This is a genomic window from Streptomyces sp. NPDC007025 (assembly GCF_042869455.1).
In the GTDB taxonomy this organism is placed as follows: Bacteria; Actinomycetota; Actinomycetes; order Streptomycetales; family Streptomycetaceae; genus Streptomyces.
Genome location: NZ_JBIAFT010000001.1, coordinates 687,277 through 710,367, shown reverse-complemented (window position 1 = coordinate 710,367; position 23,091 = coordinate 687,277). Strand labels below are relative to the sequence as shown.

Here is a 23,091-nt window from a genome sequence, read left to right as displayed (position 1 = left end):
GGTCCTTCCGGGAGAGGGGCGCGGCGGTCGGTGGGCCGGCCGACGCGGGTACGGCCGGGACAGAGGGGTCAGCGGGCGGATACGTGCAGCGGCGCCTGCCGGCCGCGGTCCCGCACGACGGGGAAGAACACCTCGGGAGGCCAGGTCAGCAGGCGCCAGACGATGCCGGCCACCGAGCGGTTGTAGGGCCAGTGCGCGGCATCGGTCAGGCCCCAGCGCGAGAACGCCGTCAGCAGCACGGGGTCGGCCGGGACCCAGGTGCCGTCCAGCGCGAACTCCACCCAGTGGTGCAGCGTGCTGAAGGGCGGCGCCACCAGCAGCCCGGCACCGTGCCGGGCCCGGATGCCGCGCCGCTCGGCCTCCCGCAGCAGCAGCCGGGTGGGGATCAGGCAGTTGGCAAGCCGCGTCTCCCGGGCGAAGCCCTCGTCCTCGATGACCCCCTCCGGCAGGACGTACAGCTCCCAGTCGGCGACCAGGGAGAGCAGGTCGGAGCGGTCCTCGTCGAACACCCGGGTGTCGGAGGGCAGCCGGGCCCGCAGGGCGAAGGCACCGGCCGCGCTCTCGCGCAGAGTGCCCGGCTCGCTGCGGCCGGCCACCCCGGGGACGGGGACGAACGCGCACTCCCCCGGGTGACCCGGCTCGGCGCAGTCGGCCCGCAGCTCCAGCTCGTGGCGGTGCGGCTCCCCGGCACGGGCCGCCTCCTCCAGCGCCCGCGCCTTGCGGGCCAGGGCACGGAAGTAGGGCGAGGGCAGGTTCAGCCAGGTGCTGATGTTGTGCAGGTCGGTGCGCTCGAAGCGGCGCCGCTCCGCCGGGCCGCGGTGCGGCAGGCCGTGGTCGAGCAGTGCTTCGAGCAGTGCGGGACCGATGGCCCAGGTCTCCTGCGCGAAGGCGGCGTCCTTGGTGAAGGTGCGGTGCCGGTCCGGGACCCGCAGGACCCGGTCGACGGCCTCCTGGAGTGTGCCGGGCGCGTACACGTCGGTCACGGCGGCGCTCACAGCCCGGCCCCGCCGGTCCACGCGGCAGACGGCCCGCCCGCCCGCTCCACCGCGCGCAGCGCGGATTCGATCCGTTCGGCCACCGCCTCCCGGAGTACCGTCTCCAGCGGCGCTCTGCCGCGCGAGTCGAGGGCGTGCGCCGCCTCGGCACGGATCCGCCGGCCCTCGTCGCTGCCGAAGACGTAGTGGCCGGCCACGACAGCACGTTCGATGTCGGTGGCGGTGCTGGAATCCAGCATCCACTTGCGCCACTTGCCGCTGTCGTGGGCGAGCCGCAGGAAGTCCTCCCTGGCCCGGGGCAGCGCCATCTCGTCCAGCACGCGCAGCAGGGCACGGGTCTCGGCGACACCGTACTCCGGTGCGACGTTGAACGCGTCCACCCCGGCGCGCAGCAGCAGCGCCGTCTCCTCCGTGGTGAGGTAGTCGCAGTTGTGCGCCTTGAGGAGGACGCCTTCCTGGTGGCAGGTGGCGGCCAGGGTGGAGACCTGGCGCAGCGTCTCCTCGCGGGCCGCCGGATCGTGGAAGCGGCCCACGTTGCGCAGTTCGGCGACCTTGGTGCCGGTCTGTGCGACGACATAGCGGGGGCGCGGCGCACCGGCCGCCTCGATGCCCTCCAGGACGAGCCGGAGGGCCGCTTTGAACTCGTCCGGATCGTTGGTGGACACGTCCTGCGGCTCGAATCCGATCTCGTAGGCGATGTCGGCCTCGCGCGCCGCGGCCTCGGCGTGGCAGCGCGCGTACAGCTCGACGAGCCGCGCGGCAGCGGTCGCCGCCGGGACGGGTCCGGTGCCGGGGCGGCCCTCGGAGGTGTCGATGTGCAGCAGTCCGAACCCGGCGTCCAGGTCGGCGGTGAAGGAGCGCGTACACGAGTCCAGTGCCTCGGCGGGTTCGGCGATGCCGGCCTCGGCGGTGTGCATCCATGGGCCGCCGTGGTCCCGGCACAGGAGCAGCAGCCCGTCCGGGTCGCGCTCCTGGACATGGGCGGCGAACTCCGCGGTGGTCCAGCCCAGATAGCCGCCGCCGAACTCGGCCGCGTCCACCTGGCGGCGGCTCGGGATGAGCATGAGCGGGGTGCGGGTGCGCCGGGCGACGGTGAGGGCCGCGTCGACGGTGCAGCGTGAGACCGGGCCGATGCCGACCACTGGTTCCATGGATGTTTCCCCTGCCTGTCGAGGTGGCTGCGCTCAGCGCGGCCGGTGGGTGGAGAACTTCGCCAGGTCGCCGATGTCGGAGTCCGGCGGCCAGGTGCACCAGGGGAAGGTCTCGTAGGCGCCGGGCCCCTCGTTCTCCGCGTCGAACCAGTCGGCGGCGCGTCCGTGGTGCAGGTGCACCAGGTGGTCGTCGCGGTACCGGTCGAGGCCGCCGTGCAGGTCGGCCCGCCAGGTGAAGTCGTTGTCGGCGCCGCCCCATCCGGCGGTGAACCGCTCGTCGTAGCCGCCGATCCGGGAGAAGAGGCTCTCCCGGAGCCAGACGCAGGCGCCCGGGGTGCGGCGCAGGAAGACGCCGCGCAGCGCGTCCCGGCGCACGGCTGCGGCGCCCTCCAGACAGCGTTCGCCGACGGCCTGGTGGCTGGAGGCGGCGTCCAGGTAGAGCATGTCCTCGAACGGCCAGTGCGCCTGGGTGCCCGGGGTGCGGAACCGTTCGACGGCCCGCGCCACGAAGCCGCGGTCGACCAGGATGTCGGCCTCGAGCACACAGATCAGCTCCGCGGGCCGGGCGCCGTGCACCACACCCGCGTTGATCGTCCAGGAGTAGTTGAAGGGGCCGGCGTTCTCCGCGAACAGGTAGGTGTCGCAGTGGGGGCCGTACAGGTGCTCCCAGCGCGGCCGGGAGTCCGCCTCGACCACGACCACGCGGTAGCGGTCGCGCGGATGGCTCTGATCGTTGAGCGCGTGCAGTACGGCCGCCAGGTTGCGGGTGCGCTCCCCTTCCTCGCCGCGCTCCCGGAAGGGGATGACCAGGGCCGCGTCCATCTCGCCGGGGGGCCCGGCGGCGGGCCGCGCGCTGCGCAGGATCTCCGCGGCACCGGGAGCGGCGAGCCCGGCGGGCCGCTCGGTGCCGGTCTGCATCCGCAGCCGGGAGCGGGTCTCGGCGTCCCAGACAGCGGCGGCCAGGTGTGCGGTGTCCGGCTGCTGGGGGTCGCCGGCGAGCCTGTCCGTCAGCAGCGCTGTCAGTCCGCGGCAGGCGGCGCTGTCCGCGGGTTCGGCGACGACGGCTTCGGCGAGGGCGCGGACTCGTTCGTCCGGGAGGGCGAGCACGGCGTCGGCGACCGCGCGGTGCGCGTCCCTGGACCAGACCCAGAAGCCGGGGGCGGCCGACTGCGCGGACGGGTCGGCGGTGAGGGCGACACTGCTGACGGCGGCATCCGCGAGGACGGCGGGGTCCTGATGCCTCCAGCTCATCTGGCGGTCCTCTCGGCGAGCGGGGATGGGCGGCCGCGACCGGGGGTCCGTCGAGCCGCTTCGCTCATCCTGCGGTCCGCCGCGCGCCCGCCGACAGCCCCGTACGGGCACCCGGACCGGGCCGGGCGAACGGGGGTAGCCGATCGGGTAGCCCCGGTGGTCAGGGCACCGCGGAACGGCCGCCCGGGCAGGGCCGGAAGGCGTCCTGCTCCGGTCGGGCGGGGGTGGCGCGGCTCGCCGCACGCACGGGGAGTCCGACGCTCAGTCGATCAGACCGAGTTTGATCGCCGTGACGACGGCGGCCGTCCGGTTGGCGGCACCCAGCTTCAGCAGCACGCTGCTCACCAGCCGCTTGACGCCGTGTTCGGAGATCCGCAGACGGCGGGCGATCTGCTTGTTGCTGAGGCCGGCCACCAGGTGTGCGAGCACGTCGTACTCGCGCGCGGTCAGCCGCACCCGGCGCGCGGGCAGCAGGTGGGCCGACTCGCCTGCCTGGCTGAGCAGCCGGCGCCCCAGCCGGAGCGGCATCGGCATCTCGTCGGCCGCCAGCTGCCGCAGCGCCCGCTCCAGGGCGGCCGCGGTCAGCTCCTCACGCAGCAGATAGCCGTCGGCGGGCAGCCGGGCGAGCGCCGAGTCGGATGCGGCGTCCGCGGGGTCGAGCAGGAGCAGGGTGCGCAGTCCGGGGTGGGTGCGGCGCAGGCGCCCGAGGGCGGCGGAGGCGTTGGTGGAGCTGGAGAGGACGAGCACGTGGAATCTGTTGCCGGCCAGGGCCCGCTCCAGCGCGGCGGGGTGTGTGAACTCCTCGGCGTGCTCCACGGATGCCAGGCCGGGCAGCATGGCCCGCAGGCCGAGTCGGAGGATTTCGGCCTCGACGTGGACGGCGACCGCGAGCCGGGCCGCGGTGCGATCGCCGCTGTCCGGCTTGTCCTGGATCTCGGTCATGCGTTCACCCAATCCCCGTGCAGGGGCCACTTCCGGGTGGCGGAGGTGGTCCGGTCCTGACTGCCGCGAGCGATGATCCCGCAGAGTCCCGGTGCAGGGAAGCGAGTTGACGGAGCGTCTGCTGGTGTCCGGCCACGCTGTTGTGACGTATGTGGTCCGCCGCGCCGCACTGCCGGCCCCGCACCGCGGGCGGCTGCTCACGATCCTCGACCTCGTCCAGGTGAACGACAGTCGACTCCTGCCGCCGGCGGTCCGCGCCCTGAACACCGGAAGACCCGGGAACAGCACGTAAGCGCCCAGCGCACGCGGGCTGCACCGCCACACCCCGAGTGCCGGGCGCACCGGTGGGGCCGGAGAGCGGGCACCGAGGCGACAGCAGCCGTACGACGTGGACCGTACACCGGCCGGCGGCCGCTCCGCGGAGGGGCATCACCGGTCCCGGCGACGGCGGCGCGGGGCACGGGGCACGGGGCACGGGGCACGGGGCGCCCGGAGGGTGCGGCACGATCCGCGACCGGGGCGGTCGACAGGGCCGAGGAGCCCCTGCCCGACCGCGGCATCCACACGCTCCGGATCCGGACCGCTGCGCTGCGTGGCCCCCGCGCGGTTGCCGGACGGACTCCGCGGGTACCACGGCTGTGCAGGCCACATATTCCTCGGCGAGTCGTCGACCCGGCTCAGTGGACCGGCTGCCGTACCGGACGGCACCGACAGGCAGGCAAGGGGCGTGACATGACCGCACCGGACCCCGTATCCGACCCCGCCACCGCCGCTTCCGGCCCCGCGCCCGAGCGCGCGGAGCCCGGGGCGCCCTACACCGACCCGACCCTGGGCATCCCCGTCGCCACTTCTTGGCGCGGCGAGCCCCGCAACCGGCTGGTGACCGTCGGTGACTCACTCACCCAGGGCTTCCAGAGCTGCGCCGTCTTCCGGACCGATCTCTCGTACCCGGCGATCATCGCGCACGAGCTCGGCTGGGCCGAGCAGTTCCGCCACCCCTCCTTCGAGGGCCGCGGAGGGCTCCCGCTCAACCTCGAGATGCTGCTGCGCGACCTGGAGGACCACTGCGGTCCGGCCGTCGACTGGTGGGACACGCCCGCGGTGCTCTTCCGGGCCCGCCGCTTCATGGACGAGGTGGAGGACTACTGGGAACGCGGCGGAGGGTGCGCTCCCGCGGCGGGCACCGCCATCAACCACAACCTGGCCGTCTTCGGCTGGGATCTGCGCGACGCGCTGGACAAGTCGGCCGACGTGTGCCGCAGGATGATCGACACCCCGAGTGACGACCTGGTGCGCCAGGTGGTCGGCAATCCGGGCGAGCGCGCGGCACTGCGCACCCTCCCCACCCGGCCTCCGGCCGCCGGGGCCCACACCCAGGTGAGTGCGGCGGCGGCGCTGGGCGAGCAGACCGGCACCGCCGGGCCGGACGCCGCGGAGGCCGAGGATCGGGAGCTGGATCCGGAGCACGGCATCGAGACGCTGATCGTCTTCCTCGGTGCCAACAACGCGCTCTCCTCCGTCATCGAGCTCAAGGTGGCCTGGAGCGAGGAGGGCTACGACGACTTGGACGAGAAGCAGCGGTTCACGGTCTGGCGACCGGAGCACTTCGCCGCCGAACTGCGCCACCTGGCGCACGCGGTGGGCCGGATCCGGGCCCGGCACGTGATCTGGTGCACCGTCCCGCACGTCACCATCGCCCCGGTCGCCCGCGGCGTGCACGGCAAGCTGGAGCCCGGGTCGCGCTACTTCCCGTACTACACCCGCGCCTGGATCGACGACGGCGCCTTCGACGCCGAGCGCGACCCGCATCTGACCGGGGAGCAGGCCGCCGCCGTGGACGCGGCGATCGACCAGTACAACGACGCCATGGCGGAGACCGTGCGCGCGGCACGGCGGGCCGGACGGGACTGGTTCCTGCTGGACGCGGCCGGCCTGCTGGACCGGCTGGCCTGCCGCCGCTTCTTCGAGGACGAAGCGGCCCGGCCGGACTGGTGGACGCCGTATCCGCTGCCGCGCGAGCTGCGCGCACTCGATCCGGTGCCCAACTCGCGGTTCCTGCTGAGCGACGGGGACCGGCGCAGCGACGGGGGGCTGTTCTCGCTGGACGGCGTGCATCCGACGACGGTCGCCTACGGAATCCTGGCCCAGGAGCTGATCGACGTGATGCGGCAGGCGGGCGTGGAGTTCCGCACCCCGTACGGCGGACGGCGGCGCACGGACCCGGTGCGGGTCGACTTCACGCGGCTGGTGCGCCACGACACTCTCATCAACCGGCCGCCCGCCAATGTCACCTCGGGCCTGCACGCCATCGGCTGGGCCGACGAGGCACTGGACGTGCTGGCCCGGGCACTGCGGTTCGGCCGCGAAGGAACGTAGGACGGTAGGGACATCGGACGGGCGGCTGCGGTTCGGTAATTGCGTATATCGGGTGAAGGGTACGTAAGATCATCACTTCGCTGAGCGGATCATCATCTCGGTGAGCCTCCGTTTCCGTAGCGCACCGACGCCCAGGCCAGGCACCCGAAGGCAGCGGTGTTGCAGACGGTTCGGACGACGTTCCACCGGTGCCAGTCGCTCTCGAAGCGCTCACGCAGGGCGGCCAGCCGCTCCGCGCCGTCCGGGAGGCCGCCCGCGTCGAGCGCGTCATTGAGCGGCACGTTGAACGCCATGGTGACCACCAGGACCGCCAGGTACAGCACACCTGCCGCCGCGATCCAGGGGACCGCGGCCCTGCTGCCGCCGCCCCACAGGTGCAGCGCCCCGGCCGCGGCGATCAGCAGCAGCGAACCGGCGAACAGCAGCAGGAACCAGCCGTTGAGGATGGCGGTGTTGATGCGCTGCATGCCCTCCACGAAGGTCCGGTCCCCGGCCCGCCGCAGGCCGGGGGAGACCGCCACCGCGAACCCGTAGTAGAGGCCCGCGCTCAGGCCGGTGAGCAGCACGGCCCCCAGCAGTGAAACTCCTTGCAGTACGCGCATGTCCGTCCCCTCCCGGCCGCTCCGGGCGGCTCTCCGTGGCGCCCGCGCCGTTCGAGCGGGCCGTGCGGCCAGTCAACCGGGTCGGCGGCGGGTCTCCCATGGCCGGAGCGCTCAGGGGGATGTGCGGACGTCGCACCCGCCACGCGTGGGACCAGTCGGTGAAAACCGGAAGATATCCGGCGCGCCGCTCAGGTTCGACAGTCGGATTTTGTCAAGGTCACTCTGCTTCATCTCAGGAGGCGGAGTCATCCATGCCGGAATTGCCGACACAGCGCACTGCACATCGCGGCGGCGAGCCGCACGGGGGGCTGACCGTCCTGCATCTCGCCCAGCCCGTCGACGGCGGTGTCGCACGCGTCGTCGCCGACCTCGCACGGGCGCAGGTCGGAGCGGGACTGCACGTCGTCGTGGGCTGCCCCGCGGGCGGCGAACTGGCGGACGAAGCGGCGGCGGCGGGGGCCCGGGCCCTGCACTGGCCGGCCGTACGGGAGCCGGGAGCCCGGATCGCAGCGGAGGTCTACGGCGTACAGCGGCTGTTGCACACCGTACGTCCTGACCTCGTGCACGCCCACAGCGCCAAGGCGGGCCTCGCGGCGCGGCTGGCGGTGCGCGGCCGGATGCCCACCGTCTACCAGCCGCATGCCTGGTCCTTCGAGGCCGCGACAGGACGCACCGCGCGCCTGGCCCGCGCCTGGGAGCGGTACGCCGCCCGGTGGGCCGACCGCGTGCTGTGCGTGAGCGAGGCGGAACGGGAGACCGGCGCGGCCGTCGGCATCGAGGCCCGGTGGGCCGTGGTGCACAACGGCATCGACACCGCACGCTTCACGGCGTCCGCGCCCGCGCGGGCCGGACACGGAACCGCACCGCGCCCGGAGCCGCGAGCACCGGCGCTCGCGGCGGTGGCGGAGCTGCCACCCTCGGCGGTGCTGGTGGTGTGCGTCGGGCGGCTGTGCGAACAAAAGGGCCAGCGCACCCTGTTGCACGCCTGGCCGCAGGTGGCGGCCCGGGTCCCGGACGCCCGGCTGGTGCTCGTCGGTGACGGGCCCGACCGGGAGGAACTGCGCCGGGCAGCACCCGACGGGGTGGTATTCGCCGGTGCCAGCCGCGCGGTGGCCGACTGGTACGCCGCAGCCGACCTCGTCGTGCTGCCCTCGCTGTGGGAGGGCATGGCGCTGACCCCGCTGGAGGCGATGGCCTGCCGCCGGCCCGTGCTGGTCAGCGACGTGGCCGGGTCCCGCGAACTGCTGCCCCCCGGACAGCAGGCCGACTGCCTGGTGCCGCCCGCCGATCCGGACGCGCTCGCGCAGGCCGTGGCCCGCCTCGCCCTCGCCCCCCGGCTGCGTGCCGAGCTGGCCGACGCCGCGCACGCGCACGTACGCAGCCGGTTCGACATCACGACGACCACCACGGCCGTACTGGAGCTGTACCGGGACGTGCTGCGGCACCGGACGGCGACGGCGGCGGTTCCCACCGCGGAAGGAGCGGGCAGCAGATGAGCACCGACAGAACCGACGACTCCCGGGAGCCGCTGAACTCGACGGACCCGGCCACGGCGACCGCCGAGGGCACCGTGCGCACCGCCCCCGTCCTCCCCCGGCCGGTGTCCGGCGCCGGAGGCGAACCGGCCCCGCAGGAGGAGCGGTCGGCGCCCCTGCCGCTGCCGTCGGCCCGCGAACCGGTCGCCCTGCCGCCCACCGGTCCCGCCCGGCGGCGACGCGGCGACGCACCGGCGCTGGTCGCCGCGGACCTGGCGGGGACCGCCGCCGCCGTCCTCGCCTGTGCGGGCCCGCAGGCGGCACCTGTGCTGCTGGCCCCGGTCTGCGCGAGCCTGCCGGTGCTGTGCGCCCGAAGGGGCCTCTACCGGCCCGGACTCGGCCAGCAGGCACTCGACGAACTCCCCGCCGTCGGCAAGCGCACGGCCCTGGCCTGGTGCGTCGGCGCCACGGTACTCGCGGCGTGCGACCGCACCGGGGCGCTGGGGGCGGCCGGTCTGCTCGCGGGCGTCGCCGCCAACACGGCGCTGGTGTGCGCCCTCCGCGCCCTGGTGCACGGGGTGCGCCGCCGCCGCGGCCGGCGCCGTCCGCGGAGCGCCCTGGTCGTGGGGCGGGGCGAGACCGCCCGGGCGGTGACCGCGGCACTCGCCGAGCGGCCCCGATACGGGCTGCGGCCGACGGCACTGGTGGAGCCGGGACCGGACGGCACCACGGCTCCGGGCTGCTCCGACGACGGCGGGCCCGACGGCACGGGCGGCCCCGACAACGGGGAGCCCGGTACCGCCCGCTCGCAACCGGCGGACGGCGCAGTCGCACACCCGCCGCTGCCCGTCGTCTCCACACCGGAGGAGGTGGCCCGCGAGGTGGTGCGGCACAGCGTGCGCGACGTGGTCTTCCTGCGGTCCCCCTGGGAGGACCCGCACTCCGCGGCACTCGCCGGAATGCTGAGCGCCCGCGGGGTCGACGGCTGGCTGGTCCGGCCCGGTTGCGCACTGGGCGCACACGGCGGGCACGCGCCCTCCGGCCACCGGCGGCCCGACGAGGCGCACCTGTGGGGTTTCTCCTGCCGGCGCCTGGCGCTCGACTGCCCCCGGCCGCGCACCGGCCTCCGCAAGCGGCTGCTGGACATCGCGCTGGTCGCCCCCGCACTGCTGCTGGCGGCACCGGTGATGGCCGGCTGCGCACTGGCGGTCCGAGTGCTGGACGGGCCCGGCGTGCTCTTCCGGCAGGAGCGCATCGGACAGGACGGACGCCCCTTCACCCTGCTGAAGTTCCGCAGCGTGCGGCCCTCCGACGACCACGAGGCGGCGACACGGTGGTCGGTCGCCGGGGACGCGCGCACCAGTCCCGTCGGCCGGCTGCTGCGCCGCACGTCGCTGGACGAGCTGCCGCAGCTGTGGAACGTGCTGCGGGGCGACATGAGCCTGGTGGGGCCGCGGCCCGAGCGGCCCTACTTCGTGGGGCACTTCAGCCGCCTGCACCCCGGCTACGCGCAGCGGCACCGCACCCCGGTCGGCATCACCGGGCTGGCCCAGGTGCACGGGCTGCGCGGCGACACCTCCATCGCGGACCGGGCGCGCTTCGACAACCACTACATCGAGACCTGGTCGCTGTGGCAGGACGTGCGGATCATCTGCCGCACCGCGACCTCCCTCTTCCGTCTGGAGGGCCGGTGAGCGCGGTGGCGGACGGCGCGCCGCCCGCCACCCGGGACGGCCGGACCGCGCTGGGCAGCGCCGTCCGGCGCTGCGGCCTGGACCGGCCGGTGGTACCGGTGCTGGTGACGGTGGGGCTGCTGTGTGCACCGCCGGACACCACGGGCCCGGGCGGCCACAGCGGAGTGACCCCCGCCGACCTGGGCTCGGGGGTGGTGGTGGTGTGGTGCGCCATCGAGCTGCTGCGAGGCCGGGCCCGGCAGCGGGCCGGGAGGCGGCTCCCGCGCCGGGCCCTGACCCCGAGGGCCGCGCTGGTGCTGGGTGCGCCGACCGCGGCGTTCGCCGTGACCACGGTCGCCTCGGCCGATCCCGCGGCGAGCCTGCCCGGCTTCGTGCGGTACCTGCAGCTCTTCGTCCTGGTGCCGGGTGCGGTACTGCTGGCGCTGCGCGACGCGCGGGACGCCCGGCTGCTGTGCGGCGCGGTGGTGCTGCTGGCACTGGTCGAGGGCGGCATCGGCGTCGTCCAGGCCGCCACCGGCACCGGCGCCTCGTACCAGGGCGAAGAGGTCCGTGCGGTGGGCACCTTCGGCGCGCTGGACGTGATGGGCATGGCCACCGCCGTGGCCTACGGACTGGTGATCGCGCTGGCGTGCGGGCTCGTGCCGCCGGCCGGCGCACCGCGCTGGCTGCGCCCCTGCGCGCTGGGCTCGGCCGCCGCGCTGGTGCTGCCGCTGGCCCTCTCCTACAGCAGAGGGGCGTGGCTCGCGACGGTGCCGGCCTGTCTGCTGCTTCTCGCGCTGCGCGGCATCCGCACGACCGTGTGCGCCCTCGCCGCCGTGACCGCGGCCGGCGTGCTGCTGGTCGGCGGGTTCGGGGTGGCCACGCAGGAGCTGGCACAGCGGGTCGGCAGCATCACCGAGGTCTCGGCCTCGCCGGACCGGTCGGTGACGGACCGCTACACCCTCTGGAGTGCGGCGACGGACATCTGGCAGCAGGCGCCCGCGACCGGTGTGGGCCCCAAGGGCTTCCCCGAGCACCGCGACACACATGCCGCGCTGGAGCTGTCCTCGGGCAGCGACGCGGCGGGGGCCGGGGTCCCCTTCCAACGGGAGCCGCTGCTCTCGCCGCACAACATGTATCTGCTGGTGCTGAGCGAACAGGGCCTGGTGGGCACGGTGGCGCTGCTCGGCGCCTGGGGGGCGCTGCTGGTGTGCGCGCTGCGCCGGCTGGGTGCCGCGCGGAACCTCGGTGCCGCCTCGGGGGTACGCGACTGCGGCGCCGCGGCCACCGCGCTGCTGGTGTGGCAGAGCGTGGACTTCCTCTACGGCGACATCGGCGGCCCGTCGACGGTACTGACCGCTCTGGTGCTGGGACTGGGCACCTGGTGGGCTCTGTCGCCCGCGGCCGAGGAGCACGCGGCGGGCCGGCCGGCCGGCGGGGGCCGCGCCGTATGACCGTGCCGCAGCGGGAAACGCCCCAGCAAGAGGCTCCGCAGCCGGACCCGCGGCCCACGGCGGCGCCCGCGGGCGAGGAGGCGCCCCGGCTCGGGCCGTTCCTGGCCCGGGCGGCCGCGGTCACCGCGGGGCTCACGGCCGCGGGCTCGCTGTTCGGGCTGCTGCGGGACCAGGCCATCGCCCAGCTCTTCGGCGCGGACTCCGACACCGACGCGTTCCTCGTCGCCTGGACAGTGCCCGAACTGGCCGCCACCCTGCTCATCGAGGACGCCATGGCGCTCGTCCTGGTGCCCGCCTTCAGCCTGGCCCTCTCCCGCCGGGCGGCCCGCGTGGAGGGGGCCGCGGCGCAGGCCGACCCGGTGCGGGCGCTGGTGGCGGCCACCCTCACCCGGCTCGCGCTGCTGCTGGCCTGCACCGCCGGACTGCTGATGCTGGCCGCGCCGTACGTGGTGCGGGTGCTCGCACCGGGCCTGCCCGACACCGGCACCGCGGTGGACTGCCTGCGGCTGACCGCGCTGACCGTGGTCACCTTCGGCCTCGCCGGGTACTTCAGCGCCGCGCTGCGCGCGCACCGGCACTTCGCGGCACCCGCGGCGATCTACCTCGCCTACAACGCCGCCACCATCGCGGTGATGTTCGCCGCGCACCGCGCCTGGGGAGTGCGGGCCGCCGCGCTGGGCGTCGCGGTGGGCGGCGCGCTGATGGTGCTCATCCAACTGCCCCCGCTGCTGCGGCGTCTGCCGCTGCGGCAGCGGCATCCGGCGCGGGGCGGTGCCCGGGGCGCGGCGCGCGGCGGGCGGCGCAGCGCGCACCCCGGGACGCTCGTCGGCCTCGGCGTGCTCGCGCCGGTCGTCACGTTCGCGGTGAGCCGCCAGGCGCAGGTCTTCTTCGAACGTTTCATGGCCTCCTCACTGCCCGCCGGCGCCATCTCGCACCTCAACTACGCGCAGAAGGTGGCCCAGTTGCCGATGGTGCTCTCGCTGATGGTGTGCACGGTCACCTTCCCGGTCGTGGCCCGCGCCATGGCCGACGGCGACGCGGTGGCGGCCCGGCGGCGGGTGGAGCGCGACCTGGCGACGGCCGGGGCGGTGGTGCTGGTGGGCGCCGCGTACGTCGTCGCCTGCGCACCGCAGATCATCGGACTGCTCTTCGAACGCGGCGCCTTCGACGCGCACGACACCGCCGCGACAGCCGCGGTGATGCGCGTCTACTGCTGCGGACTGCTGGGGCACAGCATGGTCGGCGCCCTGGTGCGGCCGTTCTTCTCCGGCGGCCGTCCGCCCTGGTATCCGGCCGCGGCGATGGCGGCCGGGCTGGCCGTGACGGTGGGCACCGGCGCCCCACTGGCGGGCGGTTGGGGCGTCCTGGGCATCGCGGCGGCGAACGCGCTGGGCATCACCACCACCGCCGCCCTGCTGCTGCACGGGCTGGGCGCCCGGGTGGTGGCCATCGACGTGTCCGGTGTGGCGGCCGGGCTGCTGCGGCTGCTGGTGGCCGCCGCCGCCGCGGCCGGTGCGGGCTGGACGGTGGCCGGGCTCTTCGCCGTACCCCTGGCCGGGGCGCTCGCCGGCGGGTGCGCCGTGCTGCTCGCCTTCCTCTGCGTCGGACTGCTGGTGGGGGCCCCGGAGCTGTCGCATCTGTCCACCGCCGTCAAACGGAGGTTCCCGCATGCCCGCTGACACCCGCAACCGGGCCCCCTGGCTGTTGATGTACCACTCGGTCTCCGACTGCCCCGACGATCCGTACGGCATCACCGTCTCACCTGCCCGGCTGGAACGGCAGTTGCGCTGGCTGCGCGACCGGGGGCTGACCGGCGTGAGTGCCGGCCGGCTGCTGCGGGCCCGGGCGGCGGGGCGGGACGCCGGACTGGTGGGACTCACCTTCGACGACGGCTACGCCGACTTCCTGACCGCCGCCGTGCCGCTGCTGCGCCGGTACGGGTGCACGGCCACCGCGTTCGTGCTGCCGGGACGGCTCGGTGGCGACAACGCCTGGGACGAACTCGGGCCACGCAAAGCGCTGCTGGACGCCGAGGGCATCCGGGAGGCGGCCGCGGCCGGGATGGAGATCGGCTCGCACGGGCTGGTCCACACCGACCTGACCGGCGCCGACGACGCGACCCTGGCGCGCGAGACAGCGCACAGCCGGGCGCTGCTGGGCGAGCTCACCGGAGCGGCACCCGCTGGATTCTGCTACCCCTACGGAACGCTCGACCACCGGGCGGTGCAGGCCGTGCGCGCGGCCGGCTACAGCTACGCGTGCGGCATCGATCCGGGGCCGCTGACCGGAGTGCACGCCCTGCCGCGCGCCCACGTCGGCGCCCGGGACACCTCCGTGCGGCTGTATCTGAAGAAGGTGCTGCACCCGCTGCGGCGCAGGCCGCTGCCCGCGGCGTCCGCCCCCGCGGAAACCGCCCGCCGGGAGGGGGTGCGCCGATGAGGGTGCTGCACGTCATCACCGGCCTGGACGTCGGCGGCGCCGAGGAGCAACTGCGGCTGCTGCTGCGCCGGCTGCCGGCCCATTCCGTGCGGGGTGAGGTGGTCGCCCTCACCGCGCCGGGCTCCGTCGCCGAGGGCATCCGCGCCGACGGCACCCCCGTGACCCATCTGGGAATGGCGGGGAACCGCGATCTGGCCGCACTGCCCCGGCTGGTGCGGCTGATGCGCTCCGGGGGCTACGACCTGGTGCACACCCATCTGTACCGGGCCTGCGTGTACGGCAGGATCGCCGCCCGGCTGGCCGGGGTGCGCACGGTGGTCGCGACCGAGCACTCGCTGGGTGACCGCGCGTTGGAGGGCCGCCCCCTCACCGCCGGTGTGCGCGCCCTCTATCTGGCCACCGAACGGCTCGGCACCACCACCGTCGCCGTCTCCGCGACGGTCGAGCAGCGGCTGCGCCGCTGGGGCGTTCCCGCCTCTCGGCTGTGCACGGTGCCCAACGGCATCGACGCCGCCCGCTTCCGCTTCGATCCCGCCGCCCGCGCCGCCGTGCGGAGCGGACTGAGGCTGGCACCGGACGCCTTCGTGGTGGCCGGGGTGGGCCGTCTGGTGGCGGGCAAGCGCTTCGACACCCTGGTGGACGCGGTCGCCGCGCTGCCCGGTGTACATCTGCTGCTGGCCGGGGACGGCCCAGAACTCCCCGCGCTGCGTGCCCGCGCCGCGGCGCTGGGGGCCGGCGACCGGGTGCGCCTGCTGGGCGAGTGCGCAGGCGGGCCAGGTGCCGGGCAGCCGCCCCGCGGTACGGCTCCGGACGTGCCGGGGGTGCTGGCAGCCGCCGACGTGTTCGCCTCGCCGTCCCCCGAGGAGTCCTTCGGTCTGGCGGCCGTGGAGGCGCTCGCGGCCGGACTGCCCGTGCTCTACGCCGCCTGCCCGGCGATCGAGGACCTGCCGCCCGGGCAGGCGCCGGGAGCACACCGGTTCGCCGCCTCCCCCGGCAGCCCGGCCGACGCGCTGCGCGGGGCGCTGGCGCGGCACGCGGCGGACACCGGGCGGGCCGTGGGCCCGGCCCGGCTGCCGGTGCCGCCGGTGGTGCTCCGCTACGACATCGCGCGCTGCGCCGAGCGCCTGGCGCAGGTCTACCGCGCCGCGCTGGGCACGCCCCCGGACGGCGGGACCGCACGCGTCCGCGCCCCGGGGACGGTTTCCCCGGTGCTGCCGTCCCCCTCCCCCGACCGTTCCCCGACAACGAGGTGAGTTCCATGTCCAAGGCAGCTCCGGCAACGGCGGAGTCGTCCGCCGAGAGCACCGAGGAGACCGAAGGGACGGCCGTCCCGGACGCGGGGCGCGGCCGGGACGACGACCGGCCCGCCGCGCGCCGGGATCGCCGCAGGCGCCGTTCACGGGTGCCGGGATGGTGGCCGCTGCCGGTGTGCGTGGCGCTGGGGGCGCTCGGCGGGGGCGGGTACGCGACGCTCGCGGAGCCGCGGTACGAGGCCACCAGTTATGTGCTGGTCTCCCCCGGCCCGCACGCCGAGGCCGCTTCGGCGCTGGGCTACGCGCAGGCGTACGGGAAGGTGGCCACGGACGCCTTCGTGCTCGGCGCCGCGGAGGCAGACGCGGGGCTGCCGCGCGGGGCGCTCCGCTCCCGGGTGCGGGCGGCCGCCTCACCCGACGCGCCGATGGTGCGGATCACCGGCAGCGCGCCGCGGCCGGGCCGGGCCGCCGACTACGCGGACGCGGTGGCCCGCTCGTTGACCGGCACGGCGAAGAAGTCGGCCGAGCGGACGGGGGTACGGCTGACGGTCGTCGCACACGCGGCGCCGTCGGCCGGACCGGTCTCTCCCTCGATGCCGGTCGCGGTGGCGGTGGGCACGAGTGCGGGCGGTCTGCTGGGCGCGCTGGCGCTGCTGGCCCGGCCGCAGCGGCGCCGGACGGCGGACGGCGCGGCCGTGCCGGCGCCCGCGCCCGGCGCGGACGACACGGGCACCGCCAAACGCCCGGTCGCGGAGCTGGAGGGGGCCCGATGACCTCACCGCTGCCGCCGCCCACCCGCCGCAGGCTGGCCGGGCCCGTCCTCTCCCCGTGGCGCAGCGCGCGGGGCGACGCCTCCGGGCAGCCACCGGTACGGCTGACGGCCACGCTGTGCCGCGCTGAGGAGCAGTTCGCCGCGCTGGCCGAGGAGTGGGAGGCGCTGCGCGCCCGGAACCGGTCGGCGACGCCGTTCCAGAGCCACGCCTGGCTGTGGTCGTGGTGGCGGTCCTACGGGCGCCGCGGCCGGCTGCGGGTGGTCCTGGTGCGGGAGAACGGCCGCCTGGTCGCCGCCGCCCCGCTGATGCTCGTGCACCGTCCGCTGCCGGCGCTGGTCACGCTCGGCGGCAGCATCTCCGACTACCAGGACGTGCTGCTCGACGACAGCTGCCCGCGGGCCGCCGGGGCGCTGGCCCGGGCCTTGCACTCCGCTTCGCGCAGTGCCGTGCTGGATCTGCGCGAAGTGCGGCCGGGCGGGGCAGCGGAGCGGCTGTACGCGGCCTGGCCGGGGGTCAGCCGGTGCCTGGCCGACTCCTCCTGTCTGGAGCTGCCCGGCATCCCGATGGAGGAGATGCTGCGGCGGCTGGCACCCGCCAGCGCCAAGCGCACCCGGCGCAAGGTCCGCCGGATCGCCGAACTCGGCATCGAGGCGCACGACGTGACCGGGGAGCGGGTGGCCGACGCGGTGCGCACGATGCTGCGGCTGCACGAGCGGCAGTGGCGCGGCAGGGGTGTCACGCCCGAGCATCTGCGCTCCCGGTTCGGCGCGCATCTGGTGCGTGCCACGACCGCGTTGGTGGCCTGCGGGGACGCGGCGGTGACCGAGTACCGGATCGGCGGCCGGGTGGCCGCCTGCGATGTCGCCTTCACCTCACGCGATCTGGTGTGCGGCTACCTGTACGGTGCCGATCCGGCGCTGCGGGAGCAGCGGGTGGACATCGCGACGATGCTGCTGCAGCACGACGCCCACTACGCGGCCGCCAGCGGCCGGGGCACGCTGAGCATGCTGCGCGGCACCGAGCCCTACAAGTTGCGCTGGCGCCCGGTGACCGCTGTCAACCGCCGCTATCTGCTGGCCCGTCGGGAGCTGGCTCCCGCGCTGGGGCTGCTGGCCGGCCAGGCGGCGGCCCGGGAGCTGGCGGCCGGGCTGCTGCGCAGGCGGCCGCTGAGCGCCGTGGTCCGCGCCCTGCCCGGCCGTGCCTTCCGCGGCCTGCGGACCCGGCAGTGACGGCGTGAGCGCGGCACCGCGGCCGGCCGGGTCCGGGCGCCGGCTATCCGCCCAGGGCACGGAGCCAGTCGAGCCGCACGCAGTAGTCGCCCAGTCCCCAGCACCGGCTCCACCAGGGACGGGGAGTGGCGGCGGGCGGCGCGGGGCGCGAGGACCCCGGGGACTGCGTCTGCCCGGACTGCCGGGGCGGCTGCGTCCCGGTGCCCAGCGCCGCCCGGTAGACGGCGGCGGAGGCGGGATTGCGCGCACAGCGCCACACACCGTGCGGGCAGTAGTCGCTGATGGTCTGGTAGAGCGGCTTGTACCGGTCCATCCACTCCAGCATGCGGCGGGTGTACTCGGTGTTGTCGCCGTTGCGGAACAGCCCCCACTCGGGGTACGAGAGGGGCTTGCGGTGCCGCGCCGCGAAGTCGACGTGCGCCTGGAGTCCGTAGGGTTCGCGCACCTGCTCCTCGAACCGCATGCCGCGCGGCTGGTCGTAGGCGTCCATGCCGAGCACGTCCACCACGTCGTCGCCCGGGTAGCAGCGGGGCCAGGGAATCGCGTCCCGGCCCCGGCTGGGCGCGAAGTCGAAGCGGAACCGCTGGCCGTCCACCGCGCGCATGGCGGTCACGATGCGCCGCCAGTACGCCTTCCACGCCTTGGGGTCGGGGCCGCAGCGGTGTGTGTAGGTGGTGCCGTTCATCTCCCAGCCCAGTACCAGGACGGTGTCTGCGAGGCGCTGGCGCACCAGTCGCTCGGCGAGCTTCCGGAAATGGCCGTCGAAGCGTCCGGCCGCGCCTTCGCGCAGCAGGGCGCGCACCCGCGCGTCGGAGAGCCCGGCCTCGTTGCGGGCGGTCATCGGCACGTTGAGCACCAGAAGCCGCTTCGGGTCGGCGTGCCGCCAGCGGGCCCACGGCTCCAGGAACCGGGGCGGGCCCTCGATGTCGGACCACCGCCGGCCGGCCAGGTAGGTGTGCCCGGCGCGCAGCCGGGTGCCGCCCAGCCAGCGCTCCATCCCGCGGATGCGGCGCACCCCCTCGGGTCCGGAGCCCAGGAACGCGCCCACCGCCGGGTCGGCGGCGGCGACCGGTGCGGAGGGGGAGGCCGACGCGGAGGGAGCGGGGGAGGCGGGCCGGCTCGGGCCGGGGGAGGCGGAGGGCTGCGGGCTGTGCAGCGGTCGCTCGCCCGGCTCGGTTCCCGGTCCGCCGTTCGGCAGCACGGTGCAGGAGGCCAGCAGCCCCGCGGCGAGCACCCCTCCGCACAGCACCGCCCTGATCCGCTGACGTCTGTGGCTCCGCATGGCTCCTCCTGGTCGCCTCCGGGCCGCTGTGCGGCCTCGGCCCGCGGTCCGGTCATCCGCCGGTCCGGAATCCTGATGATCCGTCAGCAGGATTCTCGCCCCGCCCGCCCACCCCACGCCTGAAGGACATGCCCCATGCCGTCGTTCGCCACGGACGTCCCCGCGCTGCTGCTGCGACTGGATCCGAACCCGTACCACCACGGCACCCTGGGAGCCGCCCGGTCGCTGGGACGTGCCGGGGTGGAGGTGCACGCGCTCGTCGGCTCGCGGATCGGCGCGGTGGGCCGCAGCCGCTTCCTGCACCGGGTGCACACAGCGGGACCCGCCGCAGCGGCAGGGCCGGGCGGCGCGCCGACCGACGCCGCGCTGGAAGGCGCGCTGCTGGCGGCGTCCGAGGCGATCGGCAGGCCCGCCGTGCTCGTTCCGCTGGACGACCGGGGGGCGATCGGTGCCGCCCGGCTCGCGCCCCGGCTCGCCGGACGGTACCTGCTGCCCGCGGTGGCACCACTGCTGCCGGCCCGGCTGGCGGACAAGGCGGAGCTGTCCGCCGTCTGCGCCCGCGCCGAGGTCGCGCACCCCCCGACGGTGCTGCCCGGCAGTGCGCGCGAGGCAGCACACGCCGCCGCGGAGCTCGGGCTGCCGACGGTGGCCAAATGGAGCCGCCCCTGGCTGCTGCCACCGGGCCTGCGCAGCACCGCGCTGGTCCGCAGCCCGCAGGAGGCGGCGCGGCTGTACGAGCGGACCGCGGAGGCGGGCAGCGCCCTGCTGCTGCAGCGCAGACTGCCGGACGCGCCGGGAGCCGACTGGTTCTTCCACGGATACGCAGCCGAGGGCGGGCGGTTCCTGGTCGGCGGCGCCGGGCGCAAGGAGCGCTCCTGGCCGCCCCGCACCGGGCTGACCGCGGTGGGGACCTGGCTGCCGTGCCCCGCCGTGCAGGAAGCCGCGGCCCGCCTCGCGGCGGCCCTGGACTACCGCGGCATCCTCGACCTCGACTTCAGGCTCGACCCGGTCACCGGCGTCCACCACCTGGTGGACTTCAATCCGCGCCCCGGGGCGCAGTTCCGGCTCTTCACCGACCGCGCAGGACTGGACGTGGTCAGGGCTCAGCACCTGCATCTGACCGGGCGTGCCGTGCCCGAACCGCGCGGGGGGCCGGGCCGGGTCTTCGTCGTGGAGAACTACGCACTGCTGTCCGCGCTGCTGGGCCCGCGGGCCCGCGGGCCCGTGCCGGCGGCCGCATCGCGCGGCCCGGTCGAGCGCGCCTGGTTCGCCACCGACGACCCGCTGCCCTTCGCCGCGATGGCCGCGGGCTGGCTGGGCCGCTGTCTGGCGAGGGGAGCACGCCCGGCCGCCCTGCTCGCGCGGCTGCGCACCGGCAGCGCGGGAACCACCCCGGGGCCCGCCGCGAGTACGGCGCGCCCCGCCACCGCGGGCCCGGCGCACCCCGCGCCCGGACCGGAGGGCTCGCAGCACACAGAGCCGACACCGCACACAGAGAGAAGGAATCCATGTACGACCTCGTAGTGGTGGGCGCCGGCCCCTACGGACTGTCCATCGCCTCGCACGCGGCGGCGGCGGGACTGCGCCTGCGGGTCCTCGGCAGGCCGATGGCCTCCTGGCGGGACCACATGCCGCGCGGCATGTTCCTCAAGTCCGAGCCCGGCGCCTCCGCGCTCTCCGACCCGGAGAGCGCCCACACGCTCACCGCCTACTGCGCGGACCGGGGCATCGAGGTGGGCCACCGCCGCCCGCTGCCGCTGGACACCTTCACCGAGTACGGCACCTGGTTCGGCAGCCGGGCCGCTCCCCCGGCCGAGGACCTGACCGTCACCCGGGTCGCTCCGCACCAGTCCGGCTTCCGGATCCGTACCGCGGAGGGCGAGCAGCTCACCACCCGCGCGGTGGCCCTCGCCGTCGGAGTGCTGCCGTTCGCGCACCGGCCGGCGGCGCTGCGCGGCCTCCCCGCCGATCTGGCCTCCCACAGCACCCACCACCGCGACCTGAGCCGGTTCCGAGGCCAGGACGTGACGGTGGTCGGCGCCGGGCAGGCGGCGCTGGAGACCGCGGCGCTGCTCGCCGAGGCGGGCGCCGAACCGCGGGTGGTGGCCCGGGCTCCCCGCCTGAACTGGAACACCCCTCCCAAGCCGCTCGACCGCGGCCGCCTCGGCGGCCTGCTCGACCCGCACAGCGCGCTGGGCACCGGCTGGCCGACCTGGGTGTGGTCCCGGCACCCGGGCGCGGTGCGGCGGCTGCCCACCGCGCTGCGGCTGCACATCGCCCGGAACGCCCTGGGCCCGGCGGGGGCCTGGTGGCTGCGGGAACGGTTCGAGCCCGCCGTGCCGACCCTGCTGGGGCACACCATCACAGCGGCCGACCGCACCGCGGGCGGGATCCGACGAGTGGGGAACGGCCCCGGCTCCCGGGTGCGGCTGTGGCTGAGAGCGGCGGACGGCACGGCACGGACGCTGGAGACCGACCACGTGGTGTCCGCCACCGGATTCGCTCCGGAGCTGTTCCGGCTCGGGCTGCTGGACTCCACCCTGCGGGAGACCCTGCGCCGGGTCGGGGACAGCGACGGCCCCTGGCTGGGCCACGACTTCGAGTCCTCGCACCCGGGCCTGTTCTTCGCTGGACTGCTGACGGCGCCTTCGTTCGGTCCCGCGATGCGCTTCGTGCACGGCGCGGGTTTCACGGCTCCGCGGCTGGTCGCGGGCGTGTGCCGGCATGTGGCCGCGTCCCGGGCGGCGGAGGCGACCCGCGCCACCGGGGGCACCGGGCACTCCGCGCGGGTTGCGGTGCCCCGCTCGGCCACCCGGGAGCCGGCCGCCGGGGAGGCACAGACACCGGCCCGGGAGGTGAAGGCGTCGCGGTGACGGCGGTGCCGACGTCGGCGTCCGGACCGGGCGGCCCGGGGCCGGACGCCGACGGGGCACACCGAACCGAGCGGGAGGGGCGGGCCGGGCGGCGGGGGGCGCCTGCCGCCGGCGGGCGCGGGCCGTCAGTGGGCGTGGGCCGAACCGGTGCTCCCGGCGAAGAGGACGGAGGCGAGCTCGTCGTCCATCGACTGCCGGATGCGCTCGGTCAATGCGCCCTGGGTCGCCTCACCCAGCAACTCGACCACCGTCCGGGCCTCGTGCACGGCCTTCGGCGGCTGCGCCCCGGCCCGCCGCGCGACGCGGTCGAAGAACTCCTGCCGGCTCATCCGCACCCCGGTCTGCGGGATGTCCGGCGCGTACTCGATGCGGCGCAGATGCTCTCCCAGCTCCGTCGGAAGCTGCGCGGCCAGATGGTCGGCCAGCGGGGCCGGAATGCGCTCGGCCAGCGTCTCCAGGGTGGCGCGGGTGCACGCCTCGGCCGCACCCCGGCTGTCAAGGTGGGCCCGCGCCTGTACCTGACCGATGAACTCGTCGTGCTGCATGGGGCTTCTCCTCACTCGAGCGGTGACTCCCCGGGCCCCTTCCAGCATGCGCGCCCCGCGAGCCGGTCGCACGTCCGCGCGAACACCTGCCGCGCCCGGGCGGCCGCACAGCGCGACGAACGAGAGTCCGGGAGGCCGTCGAGCCTGTACCGGTAGGCCCTTCCGGGCCCGGCTGCCGACGCGCCCCCTGGTGAGCTGTGGGCCGGGGAGACACCCCGGCTCCGCCCGGGGTGTCCCGCACGGAGACGCTCGACCGGCGGCCGTCCGCCGTGGGCGGTCAGCCGGGCATCGCGGTGGGAGACGAAGACCCCCTGCGGCGCAGCCCTTGGGCGGCTCCAACCACAGCGGAGGTCTTCGTCATGGCCGAGCCCGGCAAGCGTCGACAGCACTCGTGCTCAATGCACCCGGGCCGCGCGCAGGCAGAAGGGATGTCCGGCCGGGCTGGCGTAGACGCAGCTGCCGGCGCGGGTTTCCGAAGTGATCTCCTCGGTGGGCCGCAGCCGGGTGGCGCCGGCGTCGGTGGCCGCGCGGTCGGCGGTCGCGAGACTCCCGACGCCGAAGTCGAGGTGCATCTGCTGGGAGGTACCGTCCGGCCAGCTCGGGGCGAGATGTTCGGGGGCGTACTGGACGACGACGACCGGGAGGCCGGGGGCCTGGATGAAGTGATGGGTGGATGTGCGATGGATCGAGCCACCGAGCAGCCGGTGCCAGAAGGCGCTCTCGGCCTCGATGCCGGCAGCGTCGAGAACCACGGAACTCAGGGTTATGGACATGATGC

The 23,091-nt window shown here is 75.6% G+C and carries 20 protein-coding genes; 12 read left to right on the top strand and 8 right to left on the bottom strand.

Going from position 1 to position 23,091, the window contains the following annotated elements:
* Positions 1 to 68: 68 nt before the first annotated feature.
* The 4 genes from ACFYMO_RS02980 to ACFYMO_RS02965 all read right to left on the bottom strand — a co-directional run bounded on the left by ACFYMO_RS02980 (position 69) and on the right by ACFYMO_RS02965 (position 4,339).
* The gene (locus ACFYMO_RS02980) at positions 69 to 995 is read right to left on the bottom strand and encodes a hypothetical protein (protein ID WP_388543681.1); all 927 of its coding nucleotides are present in this window, start codon (positions 993 to 995) and stop codon (positions 69 to 71) included.
* Positions 992 to 2,146 (bottom strand): class II D-tagatose-bisphosphate aldolase non-catalytic subunit, encoded by a 1,155-nt coding sequence (locus ACFYMO_RS02975; protein WP_366770385.1) that lies wholly within the window; start codon positions 2,144 to 2,146, stop codon positions 992 to 994. Before ACFYMO_RS02975 ends, ACFYMO_RS02980 begins: the two co-directional genes overlap by 4 nt.
* 33 nt (positions 2,147 to 2,179) lie before the next feature.
* Positions 2,180 to 3,397 carry a galactosyltransferase-related protein gene (locus tag ACFYMO_RS02970; protein ID WP_366770386.1) on the bottom strand — a complete coding sequence of 406 codons (1,218 nt, stop codon included), beginning with the start codon at positions 3,395 to 3,397 and terminating at the stop codon, positions 2,180 to 2,182.
* A 261-nt stretch (positions 3,398 to 3,658) separates the two neighbouring features.
* A complete protein-coding gene (locus ACFYMO_RS02965; RefSeq protein WP_366770387.1) occupies positions 3,659 to 4,339 on the bottom strand; it encodes a response regulator transcription factor in 681 nt (226 codons plus the stop codon).
* A gap of 106 nt (positions 4,340 to 4,445) precedes the next feature.
* On the opposite strand from ACFYMO_RS02965, the gene ACFYMO_RS02960 reads away from it, so the two are divergent.
* Entirely contained in the window at positions 4,446 to 4,631 is a 186-nt protein-coding gene (locus ACFYMO_RS02960) for a hypothetical protein (RefSeq protein ID WP_366770388.1), read from the top strand.
* 440 nt (positions 4,632 to 5,071) lie between these two features.
* Positions 5,072 to 6,715, top strand: coding sequence for a hypothetical protein (locus ACFYMO_RS02955; protein WP_366770389.1), 1,644 nt, complete (start codon positions 5,072 to 5,074; stop codon positions 6,713 to 6,715).
* A gap of 92 nt (positions 6,716 to 6,807) precedes the next feature.
* On the opposite strand, the gene ACFYMO_RS02950 is transcribed toward ACFYMO_RS02955, so the two are convergent.
* On the bottom strand, positions 6,808 to 7,317 hold the full coding sequence (locus tag ACFYMO_RS02950) for an anthrone oxygenase family protein (RefSeq protein ID WP_366770390.1): 510 nt from the start codon (positions 7,315 to 7,317) through the stop codon (positions 6,808 to 6,810).
* 251 nt (positions 7,318 to 7,568) lie between these two features.
* Here ACFYMO_RS02950 and ACFYMO_RS02945 point away from each other — a divergent pair, with 251 nt between their 5' ends.
* Genes ACFYMO_RS02945 through ACFYMO_RS02910 form a run of 8 tightly spaced genes read left to right on the top strand, consistent with a single transcriptional unit; the run spans position 7,569 to position 17,613 of the window.
* A complete protein-coding gene (locus tag ACFYMO_RS02945) occupies positions 7,569 to 8,813 on the top strand; it encodes a glycosyltransferase (protein WP_388543675.1) in 1,245 nt (414 codons plus the stop codon).
* Entirely contained in the window at positions 8,810 to 10,486 is a 1,677-nt protein-coding gene (locus tag ACFYMO_RS02940; protein WP_388543672.1) for a sugar transferase, read from the top strand. Before ACFYMO_RS02945 ends, ACFYMO_RS02940 begins: the two co-directional genes overlap by 4 nt.
* Positions 10,483 to 11,919 (top strand): O-antigen ligase family protein, encoded by a 1,437-nt coding sequence (locus tag ACFYMO_RS02935; protein ID WP_366770393.1) that lies wholly within the window; start codon positions 10,483 to 10,485, stop codon positions 11,917 to 11,919. Before ACFYMO_RS02940 ends, ACFYMO_RS02935 begins: the two co-directional genes overlap by 4 nt.
* Entirely contained in the window at positions 11,916 to 13,598 is a 1,683-nt protein-coding gene (murJ, locus tag ACFYMO_RS02930; protein ID WP_366770394.1) for a lipid II flippase MurJ, read from the top strand. Before ACFYMO_RS02935 ends, murJ begins: the two co-directional genes overlap by 4 nt.
* On the top strand, positions 13,588 to 14,358 hold the full coding sequence (locus ACFYMO_RS02925; RefSeq protein WP_366770395.1) for a polysaccharide deacetylase family protein: 771 nt from the start codon (positions 13,588 to 13,590) through the stop codon (positions 14,356 to 14,358). Before murJ ends, ACFYMO_RS02925 begins: the two co-directional genes overlap by 11 nt.
* Positions 14,355 to 15,611, top strand: a complete 1,257-nt coding sequence (locus ACFYMO_RS02920) for a glycosyltransferase (RefSeq protein WP_388543667.1) — start codon at positions 14,355 to 14,357, stop codon at positions 15,609 to 15,611. The genes ACFYMO_RS02925 and ACFYMO_RS02920 overlap by 4 nt, the downstream gene beginning before the upstream one ends.
* Positions 15,612 to 15,616: 5 nt before the next feature.
* Positions 15,617 to 16,384, top strand: coding sequence for a hypothetical protein (locus ACFYMO_RS02915; RefSeq protein ID WP_366770397.1), 768 nt, complete (start codon positions 15,617 to 15,619; stop codon positions 16,382 to 16,384).
* Entirely contained in the window at positions 16,381 to 17,613 is a 1,233-nt protein-coding gene (locus ACFYMO_RS02910; RefSeq protein WP_366770398.1) for a GNAT family N-acetyltransferase, read from the top strand. Before ACFYMO_RS02915 ends, ACFYMO_RS02910 begins: the two co-directional genes overlap by 4 nt.
* 43 nt (positions 17,614 to 17,656) lie before the next feature.
* On the opposite strand, the gene ACFYMO_RS02905 is transcribed toward ACFYMO_RS02910, so the two are convergent.
* A complete protein-coding gene (locus ACFYMO_RS02905; RefSeq protein ID WP_388543664.1) occupies positions 17,657 to 18,895 on the bottom strand; it encodes a glycoside hydrolase family 26 protein in 1,239 nt (412 codons plus the stop codon).
* 135 nt (positions 18,896 to 19,030) lie between these two features.
* Here ACFYMO_RS02905 and ACFYMO_RS02900 point away from each other — a divergent pair, with 135 nt between their 5' ends.
* Complete coding sequence (locus ACFYMO_RS02900) at positions 19,031 to 20,419, top strand: ATP-grasp domain-containing protein (protein WP_366770400.1); 1,389 nt, start codon at positions 19,031 to 19,033, stop codon at positions 20,417 to 20,419.
* Complete coding sequence (locus ACFYMO_RS02895) at positions 20,404 to 21,768, top strand: NAD(P)-binding domain-containing protein (protein WP_388543662.1); 1,365 nt, start codon at positions 20,404 to 20,406, stop codon at positions 21,766 to 21,768. Before ACFYMO_RS02900 ends, ACFYMO_RS02895 begins: the two co-directional genes overlap by 16 nt.
* Before the next feature lie 125 nt (positions 21,769 to 21,893).
* Here the strand turns inward: ACFYMO_RS02895 and ACFYMO_RS02890 are convergent, their stop codons facing one another.
* Both ACFYMO_RS02890 and ACFYMO_RS02885 read right to left on the bottom strand, forming a co-directional pair.
* Positions 21,894 to 22,313: a DUF2267 domain-containing protein gene (locus ACFYMO_RS02890; protein WP_019358945.1), complete on the bottom strand. Its 420-nt coding sequence runs from the start codon at positions 22,311 to 22,313 to the stop codon at positions 21,894 to 21,896.
* A 395-nt stretch (positions 22,314 to 22,708) separates the two neighbouring features.
* Positions 22,709 to 23,086, bottom strand: coding sequence for a VOC family protein (locus ACFYMO_RS02885; RefSeq protein ID WP_366770402.1), 378 nt, complete (start codon positions 23,084 to 23,086; stop codon positions 22,709 to 22,711).
* Between the last annotated feature and the right edge of the window lie 5 nt (positions 23,087 to 23,091).